Source organism: Neobacillus sp. C211 (genome assembly GCF_051842875.1).
Lineage (GTDB): Bacteria > Bacillota > Bacilli > Bacillales > Cytobacillaceae > Neobacillus.
In genome coordinates this window covers 76,394-101,012 of the sequence record NZ_JBPXRO010000022.1, presented here as the reverse complement: position 1 = coordinate 101,012, position 24,619 = coordinate 76,394, and the positions used below count along the sequence as shown (strand labels likewise).

At 39.2% G+C, this 24,619-nt stretch carries 24 protein-coding genes; 5 read left to right on the top strand and 19 right to left on the bottom strand.

Annotated elements, in window-relative coordinates; genetic code table 11:
* Positions 1–223: 223 nt before the first annotated feature.
* From gucD to ACSU6B_RS19580, 11 genes are all read right to left on the bottom strand, one after another.
* Positions 224–1,696: an alpha-ketoglutaric semialdehyde dehydrogenase GucD gene (gucD, locus tag ACSU6B_RS19630; protein ID WP_410887892.1), complete on the bottom strand. Its 1,473-nt coding sequence runs from the start codon at positions 1,694–1,696 to the stop codon at positions 224–226.
* A 112-nt stretch (positions 1,697–1,808) separates the two neighbouring features.
* Positions 1,809–2,981 (bottom strand): UxaA family hydrolase, encoded by a 1,173-nt coding sequence (locus ACSU6B_RS19625; protein ID WP_410887878.1) that lies wholly within the window; start codon positions 2,979–2,981, stop codon positions 1,809–1,811.
* Positions 2,968–3,273 (bottom strand): UxaA family hydrolase, encoded by a 306-nt coding sequence (locus tag ACSU6B_RS19620; RefSeq protein WP_410887876.1) that lies wholly within the window; start codon positions 3,271–3,273, stop codon positions 2,968–2,970. Before ACSU6B_RS19620 ends, ACSU6B_RS19625 begins: the two co-directional genes overlap by 14 nt.
* 26 nt (positions 3,274–3,299) lie before the next feature.
* Complete coding sequence (locus ACSU6B_RS19615; RefSeq protein WP_410887890.1) at positions 3,300–4,202, bottom strand: fumarylacetoacetate hydrolase family protein; 903 nt, start codon at positions 4,200–4,202, stop codon at positions 3,300–3,302.
* 58 nt (positions 4,203–4,260) lie between these two features.
* Positions 4,261–5,544: a TRAP transporter large permease gene (locus ACSU6B_RS19610; protein ID WP_410887874.1), complete on the bottom strand. Its 1,284-nt coding sequence runs from the start codon at positions 5,542–5,544 to the stop codon at positions 4,261–4,263.
* Positions 5,541–6,071: a TRAP transporter small permease gene (locus ACSU6B_RS19605; RefSeq protein ID WP_410887872.1), complete on the bottom strand. Its 531-nt coding sequence runs from the start codon at positions 6,069–6,071 to the stop codon at positions 5,541–5,543. The genes ACSU6B_RS19610 and ACSU6B_RS19605 overlap by 4 nt, the downstream gene beginning before the upstream one ends.
* A gap of 143 nt (positions 6,072–6,214) precedes the next feature.
* On the bottom strand, positions 6,215–7,222 hold the full coding sequence (locus tag ACSU6B_RS19600; protein ID WP_410887870.1) for a C4-dicarboxylate TRAP transporter substrate-binding protein: 1,008 nt from the start codon (positions 7,220–7,222) through the stop codon (positions 6,215–6,217).
* A 69-nt stretch (positions 7,223–7,291) separates the two neighbouring features.
* Positions 7,292–8,233 carry a fumarylacetoacetate hydrolase family protein gene (locus ACSU6B_RS19595; RefSeq protein WP_410887868.1) on the bottom strand — a complete coding sequence of 314 codons (942 nt, stop codon included), beginning with the start codon at positions 8,231–8,233 and terminating at the stop codon, positions 7,292–7,294.
* Between the two features lie 23 nt (positions 8,234–8,256).
* Positions 8,257–9,030: an SDR family NAD(P)-dependent oxidoreductase gene (locus tag ACSU6B_RS19590; protein ID WP_410887866.1), complete on the bottom strand. Its 774-nt coding sequence runs from the start codon at positions 9,028–9,030 to the stop codon at positions 8,257–8,259.
* A 16-nt stretch (positions 9,031–9,046) separates the two neighbouring features.
* Positions 9,047–9,820 (bottom strand): IclR family transcriptional regulator, encoded by a 774-nt coding sequence (locus ACSU6B_RS19585; RefSeq protein ID WP_410887864.1) that lies wholly within the window; start codon positions 9,818–9,820, stop codon positions 9,047–9,049.
* Between the two features lie 484 nt (positions 9,821–10,304).
* A complete protein-coding gene (locus tag ACSU6B_RS19580; RefSeq protein WP_410887862.1) occupies positions 10,305–10,496 on the bottom strand; it encodes a phosphodiester glycosidase family protein in 192 nt (63 codons plus the stop codon).
* Positions 10,497–10,641: 145 nt separating this feature from the next.
* On the opposite strand from ACSU6B_RS19580, the gene ACSU6B_RS19575 reads away from it, so the two are divergent.
* Entirely contained in the window at positions 10,642–11,805 is a 1,164-nt protein-coding gene (locus ACSU6B_RS19575; RefSeq protein WP_410887860.1) for a Gfo/Idh/MocA family protein, read from the top strand.
* 41 nt (positions 11,806–11,846) lie between these two features.
* Here the strand turns inward: ACSU6B_RS19575 and ACSU6B_RS19570 are convergent, their stop codons facing one another.
* On the bottom strand, positions 11,847–12,410 hold the full coding sequence (locus ACSU6B_RS19570; protein WP_410887858.1) for a TIGR00730 family Rossman fold protein: 564 nt from the start codon (positions 12,408–12,410) through the stop codon (positions 11,847–11,849).
* Positions 12,411–12,590: 180 nt separating this feature from the next.
* Here ACSU6B_RS19570 and ACSU6B_RS19565 point away from each other — a divergent pair, with 180 nt between their 5' ends.
* Positions 12,591–13,424, top strand: coding sequence for an RMD1 family protein (locus tag ACSU6B_RS19565; protein WP_410887856.1), 834 nt, complete (start codon positions 12,591–12,593; stop codon positions 13,422–13,424).
* Between the two features lie 71 nt (positions 13,425–13,495).
* Here ACSU6B_RS19565 and bioB read toward each other — a convergent pair whose 3' ends face one another.
* Both bioB and ACSU6B_RS19555 read right to left on the bottom strand, forming a co-directional pair.
* A complete protein-coding gene (gene bioB, locus ACSU6B_RS19560) occupies positions 13,496–14,494 on the bottom strand; it encodes a biotin synthase BioB (RefSeq protein ID WP_410887854.1) in 999 nt (332 codons plus the stop codon).
* A 357-nt stretch (positions 14,495–14,851) separates the two neighbouring features.
* Positions 14,852–15,712, bottom strand: coding sequence for an alpha/beta hydrolase (locus ACSU6B_RS19555; RefSeq protein ID WP_410887852.1), 861 nt, complete (start codon positions 15,710–15,712; stop codon positions 14,852–14,854).
* A 338-nt stretch (positions 15,713–16,050) separates the two neighbouring features.
* Between ACSU6B_RS19555 and ACSU6B_RS19550 the strand changes: the two genes are divergently transcribed.
* Positions 16,051–16,446, top strand: a complete 396-nt coding sequence (locus tag ACSU6B_RS19550) for a hypothetical protein (RefSeq protein ID WP_410887850.1) — start codon at positions 16,051–16,053, stop codon at positions 16,444–16,446.
* 79 nt (positions 16,447–16,525) lie between these two features.
* Here the strand turns inward: ACSU6B_RS19550 and ACSU6B_RS19545 are convergent, their stop codons facing one another.
* Positions 16,526–16,978 (bottom strand): NUDIX hydrolase, encoded by a 453-nt coding sequence (locus ACSU6B_RS19545; RefSeq protein WP_410887848.1) that lies wholly within the window; start codon positions 16,976–16,978, stop codon positions 16,526–16,528.
* Between the two features lie 164 nt (positions 16,979–17,142).
* Here ACSU6B_RS19545 and ACSU6B_RS19540 point away from each other — a divergent pair, with 164 nt between their 5' ends.
* Both ACSU6B_RS19540 and rlmN read left to right on the top strand, forming a co-directional pair.
* A complete protein-coding gene (locus tag ACSU6B_RS19540; protein WP_410887846.1) occupies positions 17,143–18,114 on the top strand; it encodes a TRM11 family SAM-dependent methyltransferase in 972 nt (323 codons plus the stop codon).
* A gap of 80 nt (positions 18,115–18,194) precedes the next feature.
* On the top strand, positions 18,195–19,262 hold the full coding sequence (gene rlmN / locus ACSU6B_RS19535; protein ID WP_410887844.1) for a 23S rRNA (adenine(2503)-C(2))-methyltransferase RlmN: 1,068 nt from the start codon (positions 18,195–18,197) through the stop codon (positions 19,260–19,262).
* 307 nt (positions 19,263–19,569) lie between these two features.
* On the opposite strand, the gene fabF is transcribed toward rlmN, so the two are convergent.
* The 4 genes from fabF to ACSU6B_RS19515 all read right to left on the bottom strand — a co-directional run bounded on the left by fabF (position 19,570) and on the right by ACSU6B_RS19515 (position 24,601).
* Positions 19,570–20,811, bottom strand: a complete 1,242-nt coding sequence (gene fabF, locus ACSU6B_RS19530) for a beta-ketoacyl-ACP synthase II (RefSeq protein WP_410887842.1) — start codon at positions 20,809–20,811, stop codon at positions 19,570–19,572.
* A 171-nt stretch (positions 20,812–20,982) separates the two neighbouring features.
* Positions 20,983–21,264: a phospholipase gene (locus ACSU6B_RS19525; protein WP_410887840.1), complete on the bottom strand. Its 282-nt coding sequence runs from the start codon at positions 21,262–21,264 to the stop codon at positions 20,983–20,985.
* A gap of 685 nt (positions 21,265–21,949) precedes the next feature.
* Positions 21,950–23,143 (bottom strand): nucleoside transporter C-terminal domain-containing protein, encoded by a 1,194-nt coding sequence (locus ACSU6B_RS19520; protein ID WP_410887838.1) that lies wholly within the window; start codon positions 23,141–23,143, stop codon positions 21,950–21,952.
* 237 nt (positions 23,144–23,380) lie between these two features.
* Positions 23,381–24,601, bottom strand: a complete 1,221-nt coding sequence (locus ACSU6B_RS19515; RefSeq protein ID WP_410887836.1) for an amidohydrolase — start codon at positions 24,599–24,601, stop codon at positions 23,381–23,383.
* Positions 24,602–24,619: the final 18 nt, after the last annotated feature.

Genomic DNA, 24,619 nt, shown 5'->3' with positions numbered 1-24,619 from the left:
GGTGAATGGTTAAAGTTATTGTAGAAAATAAGAGGCTGTCGAAAGTTTCTCGACAGCCTGCTAAAAAACCTCGATTAGATCGAGGTTTCTTATTGTTCATTATGATCATCTAATTTTATAACATAACATGTCAGGTATACTGATTTTCTTTAACATACAAACCTAGTCGTGAACCCTTCTAAAAAGCGAACCGAGCTTCACATTCCTGAGCACACCAGATCCCTTAAGCATCCCCTTTTACAAACACCGTCTTAATGGCGGTAAAGAATTCTTTGGCTGCTTCTCCCTGTTCGCGGGAACCTGTACTTGATGCTTTCATTCCACCGAATGGAGCTTGGAGTTCTACACCAGCACTTTCTGCATTGATTCTTACGAGACCTGCTCCAATATCATCGACGAAGCTCAATAATGAATTGATGTTGGATGTAAAGATAGAGGCACTTAGGCCATATTTTGTATCATTTGCAAATTCAATCGCTTCTTCTAATGAATCAGCTTTGATTAACGCGATGACTGGGCCAAAGATTTCCTCCTGGGCAATAGCCATTTGTGGTGTTACATTTTCAAAGATAGCTGGAGTAATAAAAAATCCGTTCTTATATTCTTCTCCTTGTAAAACTTCACCGCCCAAGATTAGGGTTGCCCCTTCTTCTCTGCCAATTCCAATGTATTTTTGTACAGTGTTAAACTGGGCTTTACTTGCACATGGCCCCATCCAAATACCATCTTGTAAGCCATTACCCACTGTTATTTTTTTGGTTTCTTGGATCAGTTTTTCTTTAAATTCATCATATACAGATTTTTCGACAATAACCCGACTTGAAGCCGTACATTTTTGCCCGGATGAGCGAAAGCCTCCACTAATTACGCCTTCAACTGCCAAGTCGAGATTAGCATCTTTGGTAACGATGACTGGATTTTTTCCACCCATTTCCATTTGGAATTTAATTCCACGCTCTGTTGCTGCTTTGGCTACATTTTTACCAACGCCTTCAGATCCAGTAAAGGTGATCGCATTTAATAGAGGGTGTTCAATTAATGCCTGGCCAATAACAGACCCTGAACCTGTGATAAAGTTCAAAACACCTTCAGGAAGACCGGCTTTCACCAAACAATCTATTACTTTAGCCGCTGTCACTGCTCCTTCTGTCGCTGGTTTAAGTACAATCGTGTTTCCATATACAAGGGCCGGCGCGATTTTCCAAATAGGAATAGCCACTGGAAAGTTCCATGGGGTAATGACCCCAACTACACCAAGCGGTGAACGTTTTGTAAACATCAATGCATCTTTATCTGAAGAAGGAATGACATCCCCTTCTTTACGCATACCCTCGCTTGCATAATAACGGAGAATGGCAACTCCCCTAGCAGTTTCCCCTTTTGCTTCAGGCAGTGTTTTCCCCATTTCTCTTGTCATTGTTTCAGCAACATCATCAAGATTTTCTTCCAAGATATTGGCTGCCTTAAAGAGCAGTTGTCCTCTTGCCGCTTGACCAAGCTTTCGCCACACTTTTTTTGCCCGATGTGCAGATTCTACTGCTTTGTCCAAATCCTCTTTTGTAGAATTTTGTACATATCCTACGATTTCCTCTTTGTTGGCAGGATTAATACTTTTAATAACTTCTTGTGAGGCAGAATCTACCCACTCGTTATTGATAAAATTTTTATATGTTTCTATTTTGTATATTGTTTGCATCATTTACATCTCCTTTTTTGTTAGCCTTGATTCGTAAATAAAATGTTTTTTGCGTCGATGAGTTATGTAGGTTCGCTGATAAACCGTGCTCCCACCAACTCCAAAAAACCTATTAGAAAGTTGGTCCGATTCTCCAGATACCGAAATCGTGCTGTTTCAAAATTTCAGCCTTTGTCAATTTACCTGAAGAAACTTTCGTAATTTCATCAAAAATTCGTTGACCCACAGAATCAATTGATTCTTTTCCTTCGATAATCGTTCCTGCGTTCATATCAATGTTTTCTGACATTCTTTCAAAAATACCGGTATTGGTTGATATTTTAATTACAGGGGCAATCGGAGAACCTGTCGGCGTTCCTCTTCCCGTTGTAAAAAGAACAACTTGAGCCCCGCCGGCCACCATTCCTGTCATCTGTTCAATATCGTGTCCTGGGGTATCCATCCAAACCAGACCTTTTTTCGTAGGCTGCTCAGCATAGTCAATAATTTCTTGCAATGGTTTGCTTCCTGCTTTCGTGGCAGCACCTAAGGATTTTTCTTCTAGTGTGCTTAAACCGCCCCTTTTATTCCCAGGGCTCGGATTTCCTGTTCGGATATCGACACCCATTTTTAGTGATCGGTTTTCCATCGCATGAATGATCTGATACGCCTTTTTGGCGATTTTATCATCGACAGCCCGCTCTGCTAATAAATGCTCGGCTCCAATTAACTCTGTCGTTTCAGCTAAAATAGCTGTTCCACCACGCTCAATAATCATATCGCTGACAGATCCAACGGCTGGATTTGCTGATAAACCGGAACAAGCATCAGATCCACCACATTCTGTTCCAATGATAAGTTCACTAATATTACATTGCTCTCTCATTTGTGCAGATGCATCCTGAACCATTTTGGCAGCAATCTTTGCTCCCTCCGCAATCGCGGATAATGTACCTCCATGGTCTTGAATGGAAACTACTTGAACAGGTTTACCGGTTTTGGCTAATTCTCCTGCTACACTTCGAGCTTGGTGCGTTTCACAGCCGAGACCTAGCACAACGACTCCATATACGTTGGGATTGGCTCCCATCCCTACATACGTCCGAAACGTTTGTTCATAATCAACACCGACTTGAGCACAGCCATGCTGATGAATAAATGATACCGTTCCTGAAACCAACTCTGTAATCTGTTTGGCCGCCTGGGTAGCACAAGTAATGGTTGGTAAAATTAATACATGATTCCGAACCCCAACTCTTCCATCCGCTCTTCTATATCCCCAAAATTTATTGTTAGTTAATTCCAACTTGATCACCTCTTCCACGTATTCCTTCAATATTATGAATATGAACATGTTCTCCTTGTTCAATGTCCTTAACGGCTCTGCCAATCACTTCACCGTATTTTACGATATTCGCTTCTTTTGAGATCAGCGTGATGGCAAACTTATGACCAAACTCAATATCCTTTTTTACTATTACGGATACGGTCTTATCTTGACAAGTGAGCGTTACGGTTGCATTAGCAGGAATATTCTCCATGGCAGTTGCCACATTATCTGTTGGTCTGATCATCACAGCTTTATAGGTATTCTCCATTTTGTAAAGGCTCCTTCTTCCATTTATTAATAAAGAGCAGCGTGCTTTTTTACCGGTGCTTTGACCGGATTACTTAACACTCCAATTTCAGGAATTTCGATTTCGATTAAATCACCATCCTGCAACGTAAATTCATTGGGTGGAACTATGCAGGTACCGGTTAATAGGACTGTTCCATCGAAAATCTCATTATCTCTTAAAAGATAAGAAACTAGTTCGTCATATTTTCTTTTTAATTGGCTCGTGTTGGCAAATCCCTCCACTACCTTTTGGTTCTGACGATAAATTCTGCAAATTATATCAAGCTGGTAAGGGTCTGCTACTGCGTCTGCAAGCAAAAGAGCTGGACCAATAGAGCATGAATTCTTCCAAATTTTTGCCTGGGGAAGATACAGCGGATTTTCTCCCTCAATATCCCGAGAGCTCATATCATTTCCAATCGTGTAAGCTAGGATCTCACCTTTCTTATTGATGACTAGCCCCAGTTCTGGTTCAGGTATCTGCCAGTTGGAATCACTGCGGATATACACTTCTGTATTAGGACCTACTAATCTAGCAGCTGTCGATTTCATGAATAGTTCTGGGCGGTCTGCATCATAGACTTTATCGTAAAACGTCGTGGCATCTAGTTTTCCAGCTGTCGCTTCATAATTTCTTGCTTCTTTACTTTTTTCATACGTGACGCCTGCTGCCCATACTTCCGGGGCTGCGATTGGCGGCAGCAAGGTAAGAGACCCTAACTCCAACTTTTCTGGCTGTTCCGTTTTGATTACTTCTTGAATGAGGGACAATGGTGTCTGCTTGGTATTCTGCGCATACTCCACTAACTCCATAAAATCCTGATATGCAAGAGGGTAAACCTCCAATTGATTAGTTAAAGCTGCTAATACAGGTGTTCCCTTTTCATTTTGGTACCGAATAACCCGCATATTCATTCTCCTTTTTCTACTCAATTTCTAGTCGTTTTAGATTGAATATTCTGTAAAATCACATCATTAGACCTGGTAACCACATGGAAATCGTCGGGACAAAGGTAATAAGCAATAACGCGATGATTAAAACTATATAAAATGGGATGACTTCTTTTAAGAATGCCTCTATCTTTACATTAGCTGTAGAGCAAACTGTAAAAATGGCTGTTCCTAGTGGCGGGGTAATCGTCCCGATTCCAATATTAAATAAGAAGATCATTCCTAAATGGACAGGATCAATTCCATATGCTTGACCCATTGGTATAATCAGCGGTGTTAAAATAACAATGGCGACATTTCCTTCGATAAACATCCCTAAGATTAATAAAAAGACGTTCAAGATTAATAGAAAGGCAATTGGTGTACTTACCATATCTGTTACATATTGAGTGGCAATATGCGGGATTCTTTCCCAAGTAAGTATCCAGCCAAAAGCAGAACCTGCAGCAATAATGATTAATATAGAGGCAGATGTAGAAACAGATTCTTTAAGCGCTTCTTTTAAATGAGGGATTTTCATTTCTCGATAAAATAAGAATCCAATCAGTAAGGCATAGACGATTGCCACAGCTCCTGCTTCAGTGGGTGTAAAAACACCGATTCGGATCCCGCCAATGATGATGACTGGCAGTAATAATGCAAGAATAGCGTTCTTCGAAGCAACAGCCACTTCTTTCGGCCGTGCCATCTTTTCTCTAGCGGGAAGATAACCCCTTTTTTTAGCAACGAAATGAACGGCAATCATCATGAGCACACATGTCATCAAGCCAGGAACAACTCCGGCCATGAATAGCTTACCAATCGAAACATTTCCAATATAACCATATAGGATCATACCAATCCCCGGGGGAATTAATGGTGTGATAAGGGATGATGCGCCAATGACAGCTGCAGAAAAGCCAGGAGCGTATCCCTTTTTAATCATTTCCGGATGCATAATTTTCGCTTGCATCGCTGCATCTGCTAAACCAGATCCTGATAGGCCGCCCATGATCGTACTTAACACAATACTAACTTGAGCCATTCCTCCAGGAAGATGTCCGGTAATCACTTCAGCAAAATCAGCGATTCGGCGCGTAATTCCCGTATAGTTCATTAAAACGCCGGCAACGACGAAAAAGGGGATGGCTAGAAGTGGGACAGATTCTATACCGGCAATCATTCTTTGAGCGAGCAGCATTGGCTCGATATCTACAGAAAGTAAAAAATAGAGTAAACAGCTTCCGATAATCGCGTAGGCGACAGGAATACCAATCAAAAACAAGGTGAATAAGGAGATGGATGTAATTGCGATTGTCATAGTTTCGCCTCCTTGTGGGATGCAGTTTGATAATCTTTTATTTGCTCAACATTGATTTTAAATTTCTTCCTCATCTTACTGATACGGGAAGTAATATGTATCGCTGAGAATATACCACATAAAACAACAGCGACATCAATGTAGATATAACTAACTCTGAGTACAGGAGTTAATCTCGATGCCGCCTGTGCTGTCAACTGACTGCCTAAGTAAACAAAGACGAATAAACTAATAAAATTTAGAACAATTTCCCTAAACAAATCGGCAAATATTTTTAATGAAGGATTTAGTTTTTCGACAAAATATTCGATGCCCACATGTCCATTTTCTTTTTCAACAACACTTGCACCGAGGAAGGTAAACCAAACGAATAAAGCCAAGGTCATCTCTTCAGTCCATTGTAATGGTTCCCCTAATACAAACCTCATAAATACCCCGACAACTGAAACGCTAATAATTAAAACAAGGGAAATGGAGGCGAATACGCTATCTAGATTTACTATCCAACGACCTAATCGTTTCACCATTTGTTTTGTCACCTCTTTATTTTGCTATTTATGCTGCTACCTACAATCAGCATGATCCATTGATAAGAAACAACAGGGTTAGATATGTGGGATGGGATAATTGATTCCATCCCTCATAATTAACACCTTAGCCTCGCAATCTATTATTCTTTAATAATCTTTTGAACCTTGTCATACAGTCCTGGACTCCACTCGTCCATTTCTTTATAGACTGACTTTGTAGCTTCTTTGAAGGCTTCTTGGTCTGGCTCAATAACTTCTACCCCAGCATCTTTTAAGTCCTTCAGTACAGATTTCTCAGATTCTTTAACTTTTTCTCCCATGAATTTACCGGCTTCGTCCCCGGTTTCCTTTAACACTTTCGCTACATCAGCAGGCAGTGTGTCCATATAAGACTGACCGGCAACCCACTGGATAATCATATTCGTATGTGCTGATAAAGAAAGAAATTTCGCTTTCTCGTAAACTTTGGACCCCTGGATAACAGGAAGCGGGTTTTCCATTCCGTCTATGACACCTTGAGCGATAGATGGATAAACCTCTCCAAGTGGCAGCGGAGTAGCCGTTGCCCCCATTTTTTCCATGATTTTAATCGATAACGGATTACTCGGGACACGTACTTTAAGCCCTTTCAAATCCTTCGGTTCCTTCACTGGCTTCGTTGTGATTAAGTGACGGTCACCGTATATCCATTTTGTCGAGACGATATGGAGGCCTTTACCTTGTAAATCCTTTTCTAAGCCTTTAAACCAATCACTGTCTGTTACTTTAAACAAATCGTCATAGCTGTCAGTTAAATATGGAGCGGAAAGAATTCCGATATCTGGAACGTAATCCATTAAAAAGCTGGCATCTGCAATATGAATAATATTGGCGCCTGTTTTCATTTGTTCAATAACATCTGCCTTTGAACCAAGCTGGGAACTAGGATAAAGCTCAACCTTAAGTTTTCCCTTACTTTTTTCCTCAGCAAGCCTTTTCCATTCCTGTGCAGCTAAATCTACCGGCTCTCCAGGCTGATTTTCATAGCCGATTTTAACGGTGTAAACATCATTTTCCTTTGAAGCAGTTTTTGATTTCCCACAGCCCGCTAACACCATTGAAATACACAAACATAAAACTAATAGAATCGCTGAACCTCTTTTTTTCATTCCTTCTTCCCCCTAATGTAATAGTAGAATTCCCCTGTAACCCCTTACATTCGTTCGGTAATGAAACATTTAATTCTTGTTAGTGACTGATTGCTTTTGCTCTTCGGTTTTGACACACGGTAATGTCAGCTGGTTTGTTAACACACCAAGTTTCTCAATCTTAATGGTTACTTCATCTCCATCTGTCAGCCAGACCTGTTCTTGTTCTGGCAGTCCAAATATTACTCCTTCTGGTGTTCCAGTGATAATTAAATCTCCTGGCTCTAATGTCATATAGGTAGAAATATAACTAATAATCTCATTGCAATAAAAGATCATGTCAGATGTATTGGAAGATTGTCTAACCTTCCCGTTTACAATTGTTTCTATTTTCAACTGATTCGGGTCGCCGACTTCATCAGAAGTTACGAGATATGGACCAACTGGACAAAAACCATCACAGGCTTTTCCTAAAAGCCATTGATTCGTGCGGAATTGAAGGTCCCTTGCGGATAAGTCATTAGCATTGCAATATCCTGCCACATAATCCAGCGCGCTTTCCTTCGGTACCGCTTTGGCTTTTTTTCCAATCACGATTCCAAGTTCTGCTTCATAATCAACTTGTTTCGCATCCGCGGGAATCTCCACCTTTTCGCCATGACCGGCAAGGGAATTGCCATACTTGTTAAAAAGTACAGGGGTTTTAGGCGGTTCCATTTTTGATTCTTCCGCATGCCTTCGATAATTTAGGCCCACACAAATGATTTTTGCACTTTTCGGTACACATGGACCATATTCAATCTGATCTTCTTGAAGGGTTAATTGGCTGTTATTCTTGTTGGAATTTACAAAATGTTGAAATAAATCTTTAGAGTCTTGATCTGCTTCTAACCACTGTTCTAAAGAAAGAGGAATATTATGAGGTTCATTAGCTGCTTCCCACGCTTTGACAATGTCTACTATACCTGCATCTGTTTTCACACCAAATTTAAATTCATCATTCGAACTAACATTATAATTTACTAGTTTCATATTAATCTCCCTCCCATATTGTTTTAAGCATTTTTTCCAAATGTCACGCCTCCATCAATATACAGAGGGGAACCCATCATAAACTTCGATTCATCCGATGCAAGGAATAGAGCTGCTTTTGCCACATCATCCGGACGCCCTAAATCTCCACTTAGCTGTCTTTTTCTAATGCCATTTAATCCTTCTTCATAATCGTCATAAGAGTTTTTCAAAAAGTCTTCAACAAATGGTGTTAGGATTGTCCCTGGTAAAAGAGCGTTCACCCTAATGTTGTATGGGGCATAATCGACTTGCATGGATTTTGATAAAGAGAGAATGGCTCCTTTTGTTGCAGAGTAAGAGGCTCTGCGCGCCAGGCCAATTTCAGCAATACAAGAGGACATGTTAATGATAGTACCCCCTTGCTGCTGCATCATGTGCGGCAGCACATACTTACATGGCAAGAAGACACCTTTTATATTGACATTTACCACCCGATCCCATAATTCCTCACTTGTTTCATGCACTGCCCCAACACCGGATATTCCAGCATTATTAAATAGAACATCGATCCTACCTTTGTCTTCCACCACCTGACTAATCATTCGTTCTACATCCGTGGCATTTGTTACATCAGCTTGCATAAATGCTGCTTCACCACCTAATTCGATGATTTTCTCCACAGTCTCATTTCCAGCATTACTCGATAAATCATTCACGATTACATAGGCGCCTTCTTTCGCAAAAACAATAGCGGTCGCTTTGCCAATCCCTGAACCAGCCCCGGTAATTAAAATCACTTTATTTTTTAATCTCACTCCGATCCCTCTTTCATCAAAATTTAATTGAAGCCACAAATCCAGCTCTTAAAGAAATTTCTTTTGCTAAATTTATAATTTCTGCTTGAGCTTTCTCTTTTTTCTCGTCCCACTTAGAAATCGGCACCGTCGCACTAACAGAAGCAATCATTCTGTTTTCATGATTTAGAATCGGAGCGGCGACACAATAGAAATTCTCCACAGCCTCTTGGTATTCCATAAAAAACCCTTTTTCTTTGACACTCATTATTTGTTCCCATAGCTCGGCTAAATTTCTTACTGTATATTGGGTTTTCGGTTTCAAGGAATCTTCCGGATATAATCCTTTAAATTCCTCGTACGTAAATTGGGAAAGCTGAACCTTTCCCATAGCAGTGGCATGGGCTGGGTATCTCATTCCGGGGTTGGTGGTAATACTCACGGGAGATGATCCCTCTTTTTTTGCAAGGTACACAATTTCCGTTCCATCCAATATGGAAAGCTGAAGGGTTTCATCCAACCTTTCGAGGGTTGGAAGCGCTGTCAAATTAAACGTATCAATAAAATCAAACTGTTTAAAATATAAAGGAGAAAGCATTCCTAGTCGTGTCCCAAGGGAATATGTACCATCCTTCTCTTTCTTCACCCAATTTAATACCTCCAACGTATTTAATAGGGAAAAGATCGAGCTTTTATTAATGTTTAATTCATTTGCGATATCAATCAATCGATATTTTTCCGGGTGGTGAGCAATCATATCGACTATGTTATCGACACGTTCAATAGCTGGGACCCAATACTTTTTCTCCATGTCACCAAGATCCTTTCAACTTCGTCGGTTTATAATACTAAACCGAGTTTTATAATTAATCTAAAAAATATACTTGGTTTATTAGGATAAACCAAGTTTTATATTTTCTATACATTTAATATATCATGGAGGTTTTAACTAGGCAAGAGGTGTATTTTAAATTTTCCGAATTTTTCAGTACCTCTCACCTCTAAGTTTGCTAGATTTTGTCAAAATATAAAATGACGCTGAGCATAATAGCTGACAACAAACAAAATCCCTTCTGAAAAAATTTTACTAGTAAAGAGTGAAAAATTGCTTGCATGCGTAAAGAATTCAATCATCAAATAATTTCAATACAGCTAAACCATAATATTTGATGATTGTTTTCGAATGGAAGTACTTCTTGGCTTTAAAGACAATATAATTCACCTCTTTTAATTAATGTATAAAATATCGCTTACTCCACGTTCTTGCCCTTTACCAAGCGGGTTATTTACCACTCTTACCTTAAAATACAAGTAGATGAACCGCCGCCATCAAGGTTATATGCCTCTTTACAGCCCAGATCAGCTTCTTTTCCTTTTTCCTTCTTCCTCAATTTCCTGATCGAAAGATTACTTTTTCGATTCAATGCTTTTTGATAATAACAGCAAATAAATGGATAAAGATATTCATTGACATCTGTTTCTACCATTCATTATACTAAAGTTATAAAAACGATACAGCTGTACCACAATGTGGTTAATTATTTTATTATCAATACTATATAAAGAACATTTTCAAATAAATCCTCGGATTTTCATATTAAAAAAGAATCTAAAAGTAGATGAGGGATAGAGATGGGCTTAGTTAAAGTTGGCGTGATTGGAATAGGAAATATGGGCAGTTCCCATGTTCAAATGCTGGATCAAGGACAAATCAAAGGAGCAACTTTAACGTCGATTTGCAGTAGTAATGCAAGTCGAACCGAATGGGTGAAAAATAATACGCAAGGTAATGTGCAAATTTTCCGGGACGTAGAGACCTTTTTTAATGAGTCGGGAATTGATGCCGTCCTTATTGCCACACCACATTACAGTCATCCGGAACTCGCCAAAAAGGCCTTTTCGAAAGGAATACATGTCCTCATTGAAAAACCGGCAGGCGTCCATACAAAAGATGTACTGGAAATGAATGTGGCAGCGAAGTCTAGTGGAAAAGTATTTGGCATCATGTATAACCAAAGGGCCAACCCGCTTTATCAAAAATTACAGGACCTTATTCACTCAGGTGAACTTGGCGATATCAAACGGATCAACTGGATTGTTACGGATATTTACCGTTCACAAAGCTATTACGATTCAAGTAAATGGAGAGCCACCTGGCAGGGTGAAGGAGGCGGTGTTCTATTAAACCAGGCACTACACCATTTAGATATTTGCCAGTGGACAACAGGATTTATGCCAAAGAGCATTCGTGCCATGTGCAGTATAGGAAAGTATCATGATATTGAAGTGGAAGATGATGTAACCGCATTTTTGGAATATGAAAATGGAGCGACAGGTGTGTTTATCGCTTCAACAGGAGAAGCTCCGGGATCGGATCGCTTTGAGGTTGTTGGCGATCGCGGGAAAATCATTGTTGAAAATGAAGAACTTACTTTTTACCGATTAGCACAATCTGAACGTGAATTTAATGCTTCGTATACAGGCGGTTTCGGGTTGCCTGAATGGGAGAAAGTCGTAATTCCTGTAAAGTCTGAAAATGCAAATCACTCCATGATTGTTCAAAATTGGATTGATTCGATTGTTACAGGGTCATCATTATTGGCACCGGGTACAGAAGGCATAAAGGCGTTGGAAATTTCAAATGCCATTTACTTATCTTCTTGGTTAAACGAAAGGGTAGCATTGCCAGTCAATCCAGACCTTTATTATGAAAAATTACAAGAAAAAATCAACACTTCCACATTTAAGAAAAAGTCCGTCACCAACACTACCTTAGATGTTTCTGGGACGCATTAAGTACTACAAGGCGAACAGTACCTGTCACTGTTCGCCTTTTCTCAGTAGGTTTTTATCGTCGGAGGTATATAGTCTAAAAATTTATCTAATAATACATCTGGTTGTTCTGCGATAATTGCCATCGAACGGAATTTCTCTTGGAGGAATCTTTGTTCGATCATATGGTCAAACAGGCTAATCAATGGGTCATAATAATGATTAATATTTAGAAGACCACATGGTTTTTGGTGCAAACCAATCTGACCCCACGTGAACATTTCAAAAAACTCTTCAAGTGTACCGGTTCCACCAGGCAAGACCACATATCCATCAGACAAATCAGCCATTTTTGCCTTTCTCTCGTGCATGGTTTCAACGGTAATTAACTCCGTTAAGCCTTTATGAGATATTTCACGTTCCTCCAATACTTTAGGGATCACACCAATCGCATGACCACCTTCTTTTAATACAGTATCTGCAACTGCACCCATTAAACCATTACTCGAACCGCCGTATACTAAGGTAATATTTCGTTTTGCTAACTCTTTTCCTAATAGAATGGCTCCTTCTCTATAAGCCTCAGAAGCACCGAAACTTGAACCGCAAAAAACTGCTAATCGTTTCATAACCTGCCTCCCTAATTTTTTATCTATTATACAGTATATATTTGTCCTACCGAAATTAGAATATTTCAATAATAGTCCAAGCACTATCCAAATAAATAACTGAAAGAACTGTTCAAGCATGTTTTTTATAGGACAAGAATAAAATCAAGAAAAGGACAAATCACTGGAAAGGTGATAAAAGTGAAAGAGATTACCTTTAAAGCATTTGCCATTACCCATGAAATTGATTTGAACAAAATCGCCATCCATTGCGGTATTCCCAAAAAATTCACCTGGGAACAGCCACTAATCCTAAGAGGCGATATTCTAGAATCGATCCTCCACCAAAATGTAGATGATTCGCAAATGGTATTAGTCTTTTCTTTTGGCAGCATTGTCTTCATTAATCACTCACACGTGGATGAGATAACAGTCCTACTTCACTACATCCATTCCTTTGAACCAGACTTTGAAATCGAACAGTCCGACAGGTATACAGACGACTACTGCCTTCATATTACTGAAACGGAGAACCTTGAATTAACCGATGAATATGTGGTTGTGCCAGAATATGAGGATTTTTACCCTGAATTGATTTCTACTGTCATTGCAAAATCGGTGGCGCTTGAGAAAACAGAGGAACAACTTGGGAAAATCCATGACAAACTCGAAACCATGATCGATAGGCTGGAGAAAGGCAGACTGCGAATCGGCAACAAGGAATTGGCACGGACAACCGCGAAAATCGTGCGTCACGAGTATAATACGCTTGCTTATATCATGATTTTGGATAAGCCTGATATTACATGGACGAGCAGCACGGCCAGCGAATTTTACGACAAGATGGTCGAGTTTTTTGAGTTAAATGATCGCTATAAAATTTTGAAAAGCAAAACGGACATTTTATATAACATCATGGATGGTTTTTCGACAATTAGCCATTCGATCCGGGGACTATTCGTGGAATGGATCATAGTAACTCTAATTGTTGTTGAAATTGGTCTGACGATCTTAGAAATTGGCGGATGGTTGTAAAGGATTTATGTTTTAAAAAAGAGACACCTAATTGTCAGGGTGTCTCTTGCTGTGATTTGGTAATAAACCCTCTAGCTAAGGCTAGCTTTCATTTCTTCTACGGATTCTACTTCAAATCCTACATCAAGTAACATTTTGTGATCTTCCGTTTCATCTTGTCCAGCAGTAGTTAAGTAATCACCGACAAAGATGGAATTGGCTGCATATAAACCCAATGCTTGGAGTGAACGAAGGTTGACTTCTCGTCCACCTGATATTCGAATTTCCTTTGTTGGATTGATAAAACGAAATAACGCCAAAACCTTTAAACAATAAAGTGGGTTCAATTCTTTTACTCCTTCTAATGGAGTACCATCAATTGCATGTAAGAAATTAATGGGAATTGAATCCGCATCAAGAGCTTTTAAGCTGTTAGCCATATCGACTACATCCTGCTTTGTCTCCTTCATCCCTACAATAACACCCGAACATGGGGACATTCCGTATTCCTTTACCGTTTCCACCGTAGTGATTCGATCATTGTATGTATGTGAAGTTGTGATGTTTTCATGATTGCTCGCAGATGTATTGATATTATGATTGTAACGATCTACCCCGGCTTCTTTTAATCGTTTTGCTTGTTCAGGTTTTAACAGCCCTAGACAGGCACAAACTTTCAATCCATATGTTGTCTTTATTTCTTTAACTGCTTCCACCACGTGGTCTACATCTTTATTAGATGGCCCTCTACCACTAGCAACAATACAATACGTCCCTATATTTAAATCATGTGCACGTTTTGCACCTTCAATTATAGTATCCTTATCTACCATTCTGTAAGAATTAATCGGTGCTGTCGAAATCGAAGATTGCGAGCAATAGCCACAATTTTCGGGACAGAGTCCAGATTTTGCATTCATGATCATATTAAGCTTTACTTTTTTCCCATAATAGCGCTTTCTAATTTGAAAAGCAGCATGCATTAGTAAAAGTACGTCATCATCAGGACAATCTAAAATTGAAAGGGCCTTCTGATTTGTTATTTCCTCCCCATCTAACACACGATCTGCAAGTTCCATCCATTTACTCATCTTTATCCCTCCATTTTATTTCATTTACCGTATCTACCCGATAAATACTCACTATCCATAGTTCCAAACTATGTCCCTCTATTGTAAACCAAAATAATTAAAAGGTTAACAATTAAATCATATAATTGTTAAATTATTCCGTTAATAAAGTTCGGAAAATTTTTCTTATGTCCAAATGAAAGACTATTTCTAGATTATTCCGCTAACTACTGCATTGCGCTTTGGGTACGAACGGAGGATATAGAAAGGAGATTACAGTATTAATGTATTGGATCAAAGCGGCAGGAGTTTTTTCCTTCCGCCAAATAAAAAACTCAAATAAAGTCCACCTCCTCATAAAATAGCAGGAAATGGACTTTAAATGATCTCTTTATATAGCACCTTTTGTTTTTTATCCATCTGTTTGTCTAACCAGCCAACCAAATCTCCTAAAAACTTCTCTCTTCCCACTCCATCAAAGGGGCGATGCTTGACTAAAGAGTACTCATATAGCTGTTTATCCTTTGAAGCAACTTGTTGAAAAAATTGGCTCAGCTTTGCTGGTGGTGTAATTCTATCGTCAATTCCGTATTGCAATAAAAACGGAAGACTAATCGACGTTGCTTTATTTACGACGCGTGAAGTCGCTTGGATTAAGCTATGTCCCAAACCAGGTGTAACGATATTGTGACGTAAACGGTCGGAATAATATTTAGCACGCACGGCTGAATTTTTCCTCAGCAATCGAAAATTTCGAGATTTATTGATACAATAGTCTGGTTTAATCTTCCCCATTAAGCTAATGCCTAGCTGCTCTATCGGTGTCACTTCATAAGAGATAGCAGGAGAAATCGCAATAATGCCTGAGATACCTGCGCTATGATCTAAGCAATAGTCGAGGGTAATCAGGCCGCCAATGCTATGTCCGACAATATACAATGGTAATTCGGGCTGATCTAGAGAAACGAGCCTTCGAAACTCGTGTAAATCCCCTCTAAATTCATCCCAAGACCGGATAAATCCCCTTTTACCAGTGCTCTTTCCATGACCGCGCAAATCAAAGGCATAAACAATATATTCTTTTTCAACCAAGCTTCCACTTAGATTCTGGAGCCCTCCGCTATGGTCGCCATGTCCGTGAACTAAAATAACTGCCGCTTTTGGAGCCGTTAATGGTTCGATCACTTGAAAAAATAGTTCTGTTCCATCGACACCATTAAATGTCCCTTCTGTTGTCATGCTATGTAATCCTCCTGTTGCAAACAATATTAAAACAAGTCTTTGTAGTTTAGAAAGCATTTTAAGTTCCTTTTATTATAAAACAATGCAAAAATAACCGCAAAAAAACTTGGACTTTGGAAACCACAGCTATATCCTCCGGCACCTTATGTTTGTTTAAAAAATCGCTTACAAATCTTAATACTTTGAATATTATAAAGTATATATACAAACCTAAGAAATTGTATTATTATTTCAATAATATAAAAATTAAAGAAATTTCGACAAAAATATAAGCAGCCATTTGATAGGAAAAAATGTCTATAAAAATTCGACAGCATGTACGGGAGGTGAGTAAGATGGAAATCCTTGAAAATAAGCGGTATTCAACAAAGGGTATATGTACGGTAGAGGGATGCGGAGAACAAATAAAAGCACGACAGTTATGTAATAAGCATTATGTAAGAATGAGAAGGTCCGGAAAAATAGACACTATTAGGGTAGAAGCTTGCTCAATTGACCATTGTCTGGCTGTAGACTGTTTCAAACCTTATTTTGCAAATGGATACTGTGAACATCATAACTACATTTACAATAAATTAGGCTACCCGCATATGCCAAAAGTAATAAAATTATGCGGAGTTAAAAATTGTTCAAATTACCACTTTCTTAGAGGGCTATGTGAAGGCCACTACAACGAGTGGATATCAAATCTAAAAAAATTACCAGCTTTTGCTGCGAATGAGAAAATGTAATTATTCTGTCTATAGGATGTCCATGGAGACGAATACTATGATTACACCATACCTACAAATAGACCTTCTTATGAAAGGTCTATTTGAGCATATTAGGATATTGTTGAATCATCTTCCTGACTAACGGACTGGTTTGTTCCGGTAACTCGTGTAACGGGAAAAATCCAGCATCAATCGACTCTTTCCCATCAATTTTGATTGTATTCTTTTTTATATCTTTTGATACATAGGCAATCGTGACTGGATAGAATTCATCGCCATTTGTCAGCTTTCGAAAATACTGCTTACCTGAAAATATCTCAACTAACTGAAGTTGGCCAATTTCAACGCCTGTTTCTTCAAAAACTTCTCTTCTTCCGGCCTCCTCGACAGACTCCCCTAATTCTAATAGCCCGCCTGGAAGTCCCCACATGCCTTCAGGTCTTTTTTGTAAAAGAATTTTCCCCTGATCATCAATTACGCACACCATCGCACCTACTAAAATAAGTGGCCGGTTCCCGACTATTTTTCGTAAATCTTCAATGTAGCCCATCATTAACCTCCATAAATTGCCTCATAATCATTATAATCTAGCGAATGGTGCCTGACACTCATTTCGACACCCAATTAAAGGAAATTTTAAAAATGCGTCTTTTCTTGGTATAATAGATTATGTTTTTTAGATAAACTTGAGGTGAAGATGAAATAAATAAATTAATGTATGATAAAGATTTGGATATGACTCTCCAAAAAGGTACGACCTATATATATACTTACGCCTATGCTGAGGATGAACGCTCTTTGTGTGCTTTGGAAAAGCGCTCATTATTCGGTGAGGTGTCTCAATCTAATGTCTTGGAAAGTTTCGTAAAAATCGATCCAAGTCGAAGCCCGTTTATTAAAGAAAGAATCACGGTGCTATATGAGGTGGAAAGCCTTGAGGATCTTTTTATACAGGTAGAAACTTTACAACTAAGCGGAGCAACGTTTAAAGTCACCTATGTAAAAAATAGTGGTCAGGCAAACAGTGAACAAGAAGGATTCGAAAACCGACGTGCCATTGAACGAGAGCTTGGCTTACACATCAATGGTCAAGCAGATCTTCGTCATCCTGATCGATTGTTTGGCGTCATGAATATAGACGGAAGTTGGGTCTTCGGTGAGTATGTAAAAAGTGAGTCGGTTTGGTTTCGGCATCAAAAGAAGCCAAACGGTTATTCCACAGCGCTCAACACACGTGTGGCTAGAGCAGTGGTAAATATCGCCATCCCCAATCCAAACGGAATTAAGGCCATCGATCCTTGTTGTGGAATTGGAACCGTCCTAGTTGAAGCTAGATCGATGGGAATTGATATTGTCGGAAGTGACCGCAATCAGTTGATTCTTCCTGGAGCACGAGAAAATATGATACACTTTGGTCTTAGCGGAGAAATACACTTAGCTGATATTCGCGAGATCACCAATCATTATGATGTAGCCATCATTGATTTGCCTTATAATTTGTGTTCGGTTATAACCCCTGACGAGCAGCTGGAAATGCTCCAAAGTGCACGTAGGTTTGCTGACAAAGTGGTCGTCGTTACCGTTGAACCTGTCGATGAAATTCTTTTAAAAGCTGGTTTTTCGATTATTGATCGAGCGGTTGCTAAAAAAGGGTTATTTATACGAGAAGTGATAGTATGTAATTGATAAGGCTCCATCTTTGCCTATTCATTAATAATATAACGTAATCTTTATTAAGTTTTATCGTTACGAAAAGAGGGGAATGTATGAATAAACAGTCCATATACGGATTAACTATAGATCAATTGGCTACTTGGCTTACCGAGCACGGTGAGAAGAAGTCGAGAGCACAAAAAGTATGGGAATATCTTTATCGAAAGCGTGTAACAGCTTTCTCTGAAATGACAGAAGTAAATCAAGCGTGTCTTCAATTACTGGCAGACAACTTCGAAATCCAATCCTTACAGGAGCATATTAAACAAGAATCAGCTGATGGAACGATTAAATTCTTGTTTAAACTTCAGGATGGCAACTTGATTGAAACGGTTTTAATGCGCCAGAAATATGGCCTTTCTGTTTGTGTGACAACACAAGTAGGCTGTAACATTGGCTGCAGTTTTTGTGCGAGTGGTTTATTAGCGAAGAGCCGTGATTTAACCAGTGGGGAAATTGTCGAGCAAATTATGAACGTTCAATTGCATTTGGACAACAAAGGACAAGGTGAAACGGTCAGTCACGTAGTCGTGATGGGGATTGGTGAACCATTTGATAATTTTATAAACCTAATAGACTTTATCAGGGTGATTAAAGATGATAAAGGGCTTGCGATTGCGGCTAGGCGGATCACCGTGTCAACCAGCGGTCTCGCGGACAAGCTTATTGAGTTCACGGATATGGGGCTGCAGGTAAATCTTGCTGTTTCCTTGCATGCGCCAAATAATGAGCTTCGTACGCGTATTATGAAAATAAACCGTGCGATTCCGATTGAAAGATTAATGCAGGCGATGGAGTATTACGTAGAAAAGACAAACCGTCGGATTACCATTGAATATATTCTGTTGCGTAATGTAAATGATCATAAGCAAGAAGCCGAGCAACTGGCCGAACTTCTTCGCCCTCTCGGACAGCAAGTCTATGTAAACTTAATTCCATATAATCCGGTCGATGAACATAGTCAATATCAAAGAAGTGAACAGGAATCAGTCCTGGCATTTTATGATACGTTGAAAAAGGGCGGGATTAATTGTAAAATCCGCCAAGAACACGGAACAGATATTGATGCGGCGTGTGGACAGTTACGAAGCAAACAAATCAAAAAAGCTGAAGTACAGTAATTTCATTAAAAGGTTATGTTAAACAAGGGGTGTTTGGTTTAACATAACCTTTTTAGTTTTATCCGCATTTTATGTCTATACCGATTTCGACATTCTTTTCTCCATTTCCCGGGAAAAAGTCCTGTTGATAAAAGGGTTTATATAGAATCTAATCAAACGTTTGGTTAGTAAGGAATTATCGGGAAACCTGTCAGAGTGTGATTTATTACCGATGAAAGTCCCATTATCGACTTGTTTTTTATTTTAATAGCGGAAAAACAACATACAAAAAAGGTATCTAAATGATATTTAGACACCTTCGTTTTAGTTATTCGGTAAACTTTTTAAAAATCAATGTGGCATTATGCCCGCCAAATCCTAATGAGTTTGATAAAACCACTTGAACATCCTTCTTCTTTGCTACGTTGGGGACATAATCTAAATCAAGTTGTTCATCAGGTGTTTCATAGTTGATGGTTGGAGGGATGATTCCTTCCTTGATCGCTAAAACAGAAAAAATGGCTTCAATTGCCCCTGTCGCTCCTAACATGTGGCCTGTCATCGATTTTGTGGAACTTACAGATAAAGTATAGGCATGTTCCTTGAAAACCTCTTTAATGGCTAACGTTTCATACAAATCATTATAATAAGTCGAGGTCCCATGAGCATTGATATAGTCGACTTGTTCAGGGGAAATCCCAGCATCCTCTAATGCTAATTTCATTGCTCTCCCTGGTCCATCCCCGTCTGGTGCAGGTGTAGTAATATGATGGGCATCACCCGTAGCTCCATATCCTATCAATTCCCCATATATATTCGCACCACGGGCTAAAGCATGCTCTAATTCTTCTAGGACCACAATTCCTGCACCTTCCCCGATGACAAATCCATCACGATTCTTATCAAAAGGCCGGCTGGCTGTGTTTGGATCTGGATTTTTTGAAAGGGCTGTCATATTAGAAAATCCGGCAACGGTCATCTCTGTAATCGTTGCTTCTGTTCCACCAGCAATTATCATATCTACACTCCCCTTTTGAATCACGCGGAATGCATCACCGATTGAGTTAGCGCCTGACGCACATGCTGTAACCGAACAATTATTGATTCCCTTTGCTCCAAGTGCAATAGAAACTTGTCCAGCCGCCATATCAGGGATAAACATGGGAATAATAAACGGGTTGACTCTTCTTTGACCTTTTTCAATAAATTTCCGATGTTGTTCCTCGAACTCAGCTAGCCCGCCAATTCCTGATCCAATCCAAACGCCCACTCGCTCAGGTTGAATATTTTCGCCGATTCGGATTCCTGCATCATTGACAGCCATTTGACTTGCAGCAACTGCGAACTGGCTATAACGCCCCATTCTTCTCGCTTCTTTTTTATCCATAAATTCTTCTGGTGCAAAGCCTTTTACTTCTGCTGCGATTTTGATATCCACTTTTTCCACATCAAATATGGTGGCTGGACCAACACCTGATATACCCCTTTTAATCTGTTCCCATGTTGAATGAGCATCATTCCCCAAAGGAGTGACTGCTCCAATACCTGTAATCACTACTCTTTTATTCATATAATGCTGTCTCCCACCCATTTTTTAAGTAACTATAAATGATTCTTAATCTATAGTTTAACTAATTCAGAGTGGTAGGACAAATTGATATCGAGCTATCTTTAGATTTAAGTTTATTTTTTGAAAGAAAATGGATGTCGGTTAAGCAAATCACGGTTTAACCACACATCTCTATTTTGGACAAGTGAAGGTTGTTTTCAGTTTCATGAACCCGTACATTAAGCGTGCATTTCTACCTTTTTGGGTTTGAGGATTAATTTTTGACTCAAGGCATTTCATAAATTGCTTATCACAATAACATGGGGAATTCCCTCGGCTCAGACAGCGATCATGCTGGTAGCAGCAGCTATCTACATCATTAATTGGACTACCCGGCCCGCTGCATCCTGGCCCACACCATCGATAACCTGGAAAAATACAAAGAGGCAGCAGGCTCTTTTTACTACGTTTCAATCATTTACACCTCCTAGAAGTTTATTACTATATTAATATGGAAAAATACCACATCTGTTTAGACTCGTTTGCTAAGCATATGTATGTTTTAAAAAATAGATTGTTTTTGCTATGCTTGTTCCTGGTTCTCTTACAAGCTATGGTGGAATACAAATAAACAAAGGGATTTTATGGTTATCAAAAATTTTCACTTGAAAGGGGAATCTATACCTATGGATGTTTGCATTTCTTGTGGGGAGGAATTGTCCAGATTTGAACGGAATAGAAGTGAATGTTGGGAGTGTATGGATATAACCACTGAGGCTTATACAGAAGAGGAATGATTTTTTTAAGTACTGACTATATTATTAAAAAATAAAAATGGCCCCAGTCCTTAAGACAAACTTTTGGACTGGGGCCTTTTTGGTTATTGAGTCAGTACGTCATTGGATACATTTTCAACTACTTTTCTTTAATTTTTGTGGCCAATAGCCTTCATTGGATGCATTTTCAACTTCTTTTCTCTAATTTTTGTAGCCAATCGCCCTCATTGGATGCATTTTCAACTTCTTTTCTCTAATTTTTGTAGCCAATCGCCCTCATTGGATGCATTTTCAACTTCTTTTCTCTAATTTTTGTAGCCAATCGCCAGCAACTAGTTCTAGTCTATTACTATTAATTTCCACTACCATTAATTTCCGCTCCTTTACCAAACAAATAATCCAACTATCATCGCACTCAATAATGATACTCCCACTCCACTGACCAACAGCTTCCAGACATTTTTTCCGATGATACTTGATTTTTCCTCACTAAGGATCGAATTAAACGTTCCATAAATCATCCCGACTGTACTAAAGTTTGCAAAGGAAGTTAAGAACGTGACGGCAACAGCGACTGTATGCGGAGCAAGTCCACTTATTTTACCTTTTAGGTCCAACATCGCAACAAACTCATTGGTCGCTAGCTTTATTCCCATTAGTTGCGCCACATACATCGCATCATCCCCAGCTAAACCAAGCAAGAACGCGAATGGGCTAAAGATAACTGAGAAGATTTTTTGGATGGTCAACCCTTTCACTACGAATCCTAAGATCCCATTTATACCAGCAGTTAAGGCAACATAACCGATTACCATTGCCATGATGACAATGACCATTTTCACTCCGACTAGCATACTGTTTGATATGGTTGAAAAGAAATCTTTTCTCTCCTCCTTCGAAGGAACATAAACGATATCTTCCTCTTTACTCACCTCAACCGGATTCAGCATGTTCGCAATCAAAAGCGCGTTCAAGCAATTCAGCGGAATTGCGACAAATACATATGTCGCTGGAACCATTGTTAAGTAAGCCCCAATAATCGAACCGCTAATGCTGCTCATACTCATGATTCCAAACGTTAGCAGGCGATGCTCCTTTAATACGGTCAGCTGCTGACGAATAACGGCCAGGGCTTCTGTATTTCCAAGAAACATCATCTGGATTGAGAAGAAACTCTCTAGCTTTGGCAATCCAGATACTTTTGAAATGAGCCAGCCCACTTTATCAATGATCCATGTTAAGATTCCAAAGTACGTTAAAATATCAAAGAATGTAATAATGAAAATAATCGGCATTAACGCACTAAAAAAGAAATCCACATGCTCGTTCGCCATCACGGATGGGAATACAAATGAAGTCCCTTCGTTCGCACAAGCAATTAACCAGTTAAAGAACGATGCTATTTTATTAATAATCCATGACCCGACTTTCGTCGATAACATAAACCAGGTGATCGCTAATTCAACAACCAATAACGTTAAAATGGATTTCCACTTAACGTTTCTTTTATTAGGCGAGCAAAAATAAATAAGAACGAGCATTACTAATACTCCAAGTACATTAAACAAAAAATACAAGTTATCAACTCCTTGGGTTTATTATTCCCAAAATGTTTATTTGTATAGAAAAAGTCGTCAACTTTTCACGGGTTTGTTGAAGAGTAAAGCCGGAGAAATATTATTTATGTTAAATAAAAAACAGTGCTAATTCATTTGCGAATTGCACTGTTAATTTAATAGTTGTTTTTTGAGTTGCGGATCATCCAAATGAGAAGGACTTCTCTTCCCAAACTATTAAGTTCTTAAAAACAATGTTTACAGTTGTCCAAATACAACTTTACCTTTAAAAATAACTGCTTGTCGCACTGGCGTTCTTGCAACGGCTTCAGCAGAACATGAGGCATTTACAAGAACAAGATTTGCTTCATCGCCTACCAGAGGCCAGGCTATTTCACCGTCTTTCGTTAATGGGGTAGGTCCCCCAGTAGCATACTTTAGTGTCTGAGCTAAGGCACGTTCGTCACTTTTCCGGTGCAGTTCACTATATCGGGTTGCCTTTTCTAATACATCCCCTGTTCCATATGGTCCCCAAGAGTCATAGAAACCATCACACCCTAAATACACACTTACTCCCATTCTATCTAATAAATCAATTGGAGGCAGAGTATTTGTAATTGGAATCGTAGACATAACCGACATTCCTAACTTGCTCATTTTATTGGCAATTTCTTCTTGCTGTGGAACCGGCACCTCTCCTAGACTGAATGCATGACTTACAGCCACTCGATTGTGCCATTTCGCTGCTTCGACCATTTCTATCAATTTATCTACCGTATAAAAACCAACATGTCCTTTGTCATGTAAATGGATATCGACATCTGCATCAAATTCTGTTGCTAGATTCATCACTTCATAGAGTGATTTTTCGATATTGCGGTCAATTCCAGCCGGGTCTAACCCACCAACTAATTGTGCACCAGTTCTCATTGCCTCTTTCATTAGTGGAATAACATTTTCAGTTAATAATCCATGCTGTGGGAAGGCAACAATCTCGTAGGTTACCTTATCCTTGTTATCCTCTAATGCTGCTTTTACGCCTTCTAAATTTTTCAAACCAATATAAGTGTCAATATTTACATGGGTGCGGATGTGTGTGGATCCATGTGAAAGCAATAAGTCAATCATGGCACTAGCACGCTGTTTTGTTGTTGGCGCCAATTCCTCAAGTTCCATTGCCTCCATACGTAATCGGTCCTTCAAATTTTTTGCAGGTATAGGAGCCTTCCAATCAAGTGAAAGATAGGTTTTATCCAAATGGTTGTGCATTTCTTTAAAGGTAGGTAACGCCAAAAAACTTTTTCCATCCACAGTATTCTCACCAGATGGAATGTTGAAACTCTCCTTTTGCTTTTCAACTATTTTCCCACCCTGAATTTTCAAATGGAAAAGCTCTGTCTTTGTTTCATAAACTCCTTTTTCATCCTGTACATAGCCTGTCTCTAACCGAACATTTGTCAACCAATATGAGGTAGTCATTCTTTCTCCTCCTTTATA

Coding starts and splice junctions, on each gene's coding strand:
- gucD (WP_410887892.1), bottom strand. CDS start 1,696: ATGCAAACAATATACAAAATAGAAACATATAAAAATTTTATCAATAAC.
- ACSU6B_RS19620 (WP_410887876.1), bottom strand. CDS start 3,273: ATGGAGAATACCTATAAAGCTGTGATGATCAGACCAACAGATAATGTG.
- ACSU6B_RS19615 (WP_410887890.1), bottom strand. CDS start 4,202: ATGCGGGTTATTCGGTACCAAAATGAAAAGGGAACACCTGTATTAGCA.
- ACSU6B_RS19610 (WP_410887874.1), bottom strand. CDS start 5,544: ATGACAATCGCAATTACATCCATCTCCTTATTCACCTTGTTTTTGATT.
- ACSU6B_RS19605 (WP_410887872.1), bottom strand. CDS start 6,071: ATGGTGAAACGATTAGGTCGTTGGATAGTAAATCTAGATAGCGTATTC.
- ACSU6B_RS19600 (WP_410887870.1), bottom strand. CDS start 7,222: ATGAAAAAAAGAGGTTCAGCGATTCTATTAGTTTTATGTTTGTGTATT.
- ACSU6B_RS19595 (WP_410887868.1), bottom strand. CDS start 8,233: ATGAAACTAGTAAATTATAATGTTAGTTCGAATGATGAATTTAAATTT.
- ACSU6B_RS19585 (WP_410887864.1), bottom strand. CDS start 9,820: ATGGAGAAAAAGTATTGGGTCCCAGCTATTGAACGTGTCGATAACATA.
- ACSU6B_RS19580 (WP_410887862.1), bottom strand. CDS start 10,496: ATGGTAGAAACAGATGTCAATGAATATCTTTATCCATTTATTTGCTGT.
- ACSU6B_RS19575 (WP_410887860.1), top strand. CDS start 10,642: ATGGGCTTAGTTAAAGTTGGCGTGATTGGAATAGGAAATATGGGCAGT.
- ACSU6B_RS19570 (WP_410887858.1), bottom strand. CDS start 12,410: ATGAAACGATTAGCAGTTTTTTGCGGTTCAAGTTTCGGTGCTTCTGAG.
- bioB (WP_410887854.1), bottom strand. CDS start 14,494: ATGAGTAAATGGATGGAACTTGCAGATCGTGTGTTAGATGGGGAGGAA.
- ACSU6B_RS19555 (WP_410887852.1), bottom strand. CDS start 15,712: ATGACAACAGAAGGGACATTTAATGGTGTCGATGGAACAGAACTATTT.
- ACSU6B_RS19550 (WP_410887850.1), top strand. CDS start 16,051: ATGGAAATCCTTGAAAATAAGCGGTATTCAACAAAGGGTATATGTACG.
- ACSU6B_RS19545 (WP_410887848.1), bottom strand. CDS start 16,978: ATGGGCTACATTGAAGATTTACGAAAAATAGTCGGGAACCGGCCACTT.
- ACSU6B_RS19540 (WP_410887846.1), top strand. CDS start 17,143: ATGTATGATAAAGATTTGGATATGACTCTCCAAAAAGGTACGACCTAT.
- rlmN (WP_410887844.1), top strand. CDS start 18,195: ATGAATAAACAGTCCATATACGGATTAACTATAGATCAATTGGCTACT.
- fabF (WP_410887842.1), bottom strand. CDS start 20,811: ATGAATAAAAGAGTAGTGATTACAGGTATTGGAGCAGTCACTCCTTTG.
- ACSU6B_RS19515 (WP_410887836.1), bottom strand. CDS start 24,601: ATGACTACCTCATATTGGTTGACAAATGTTCGGTTAGAGACAGGCTAT.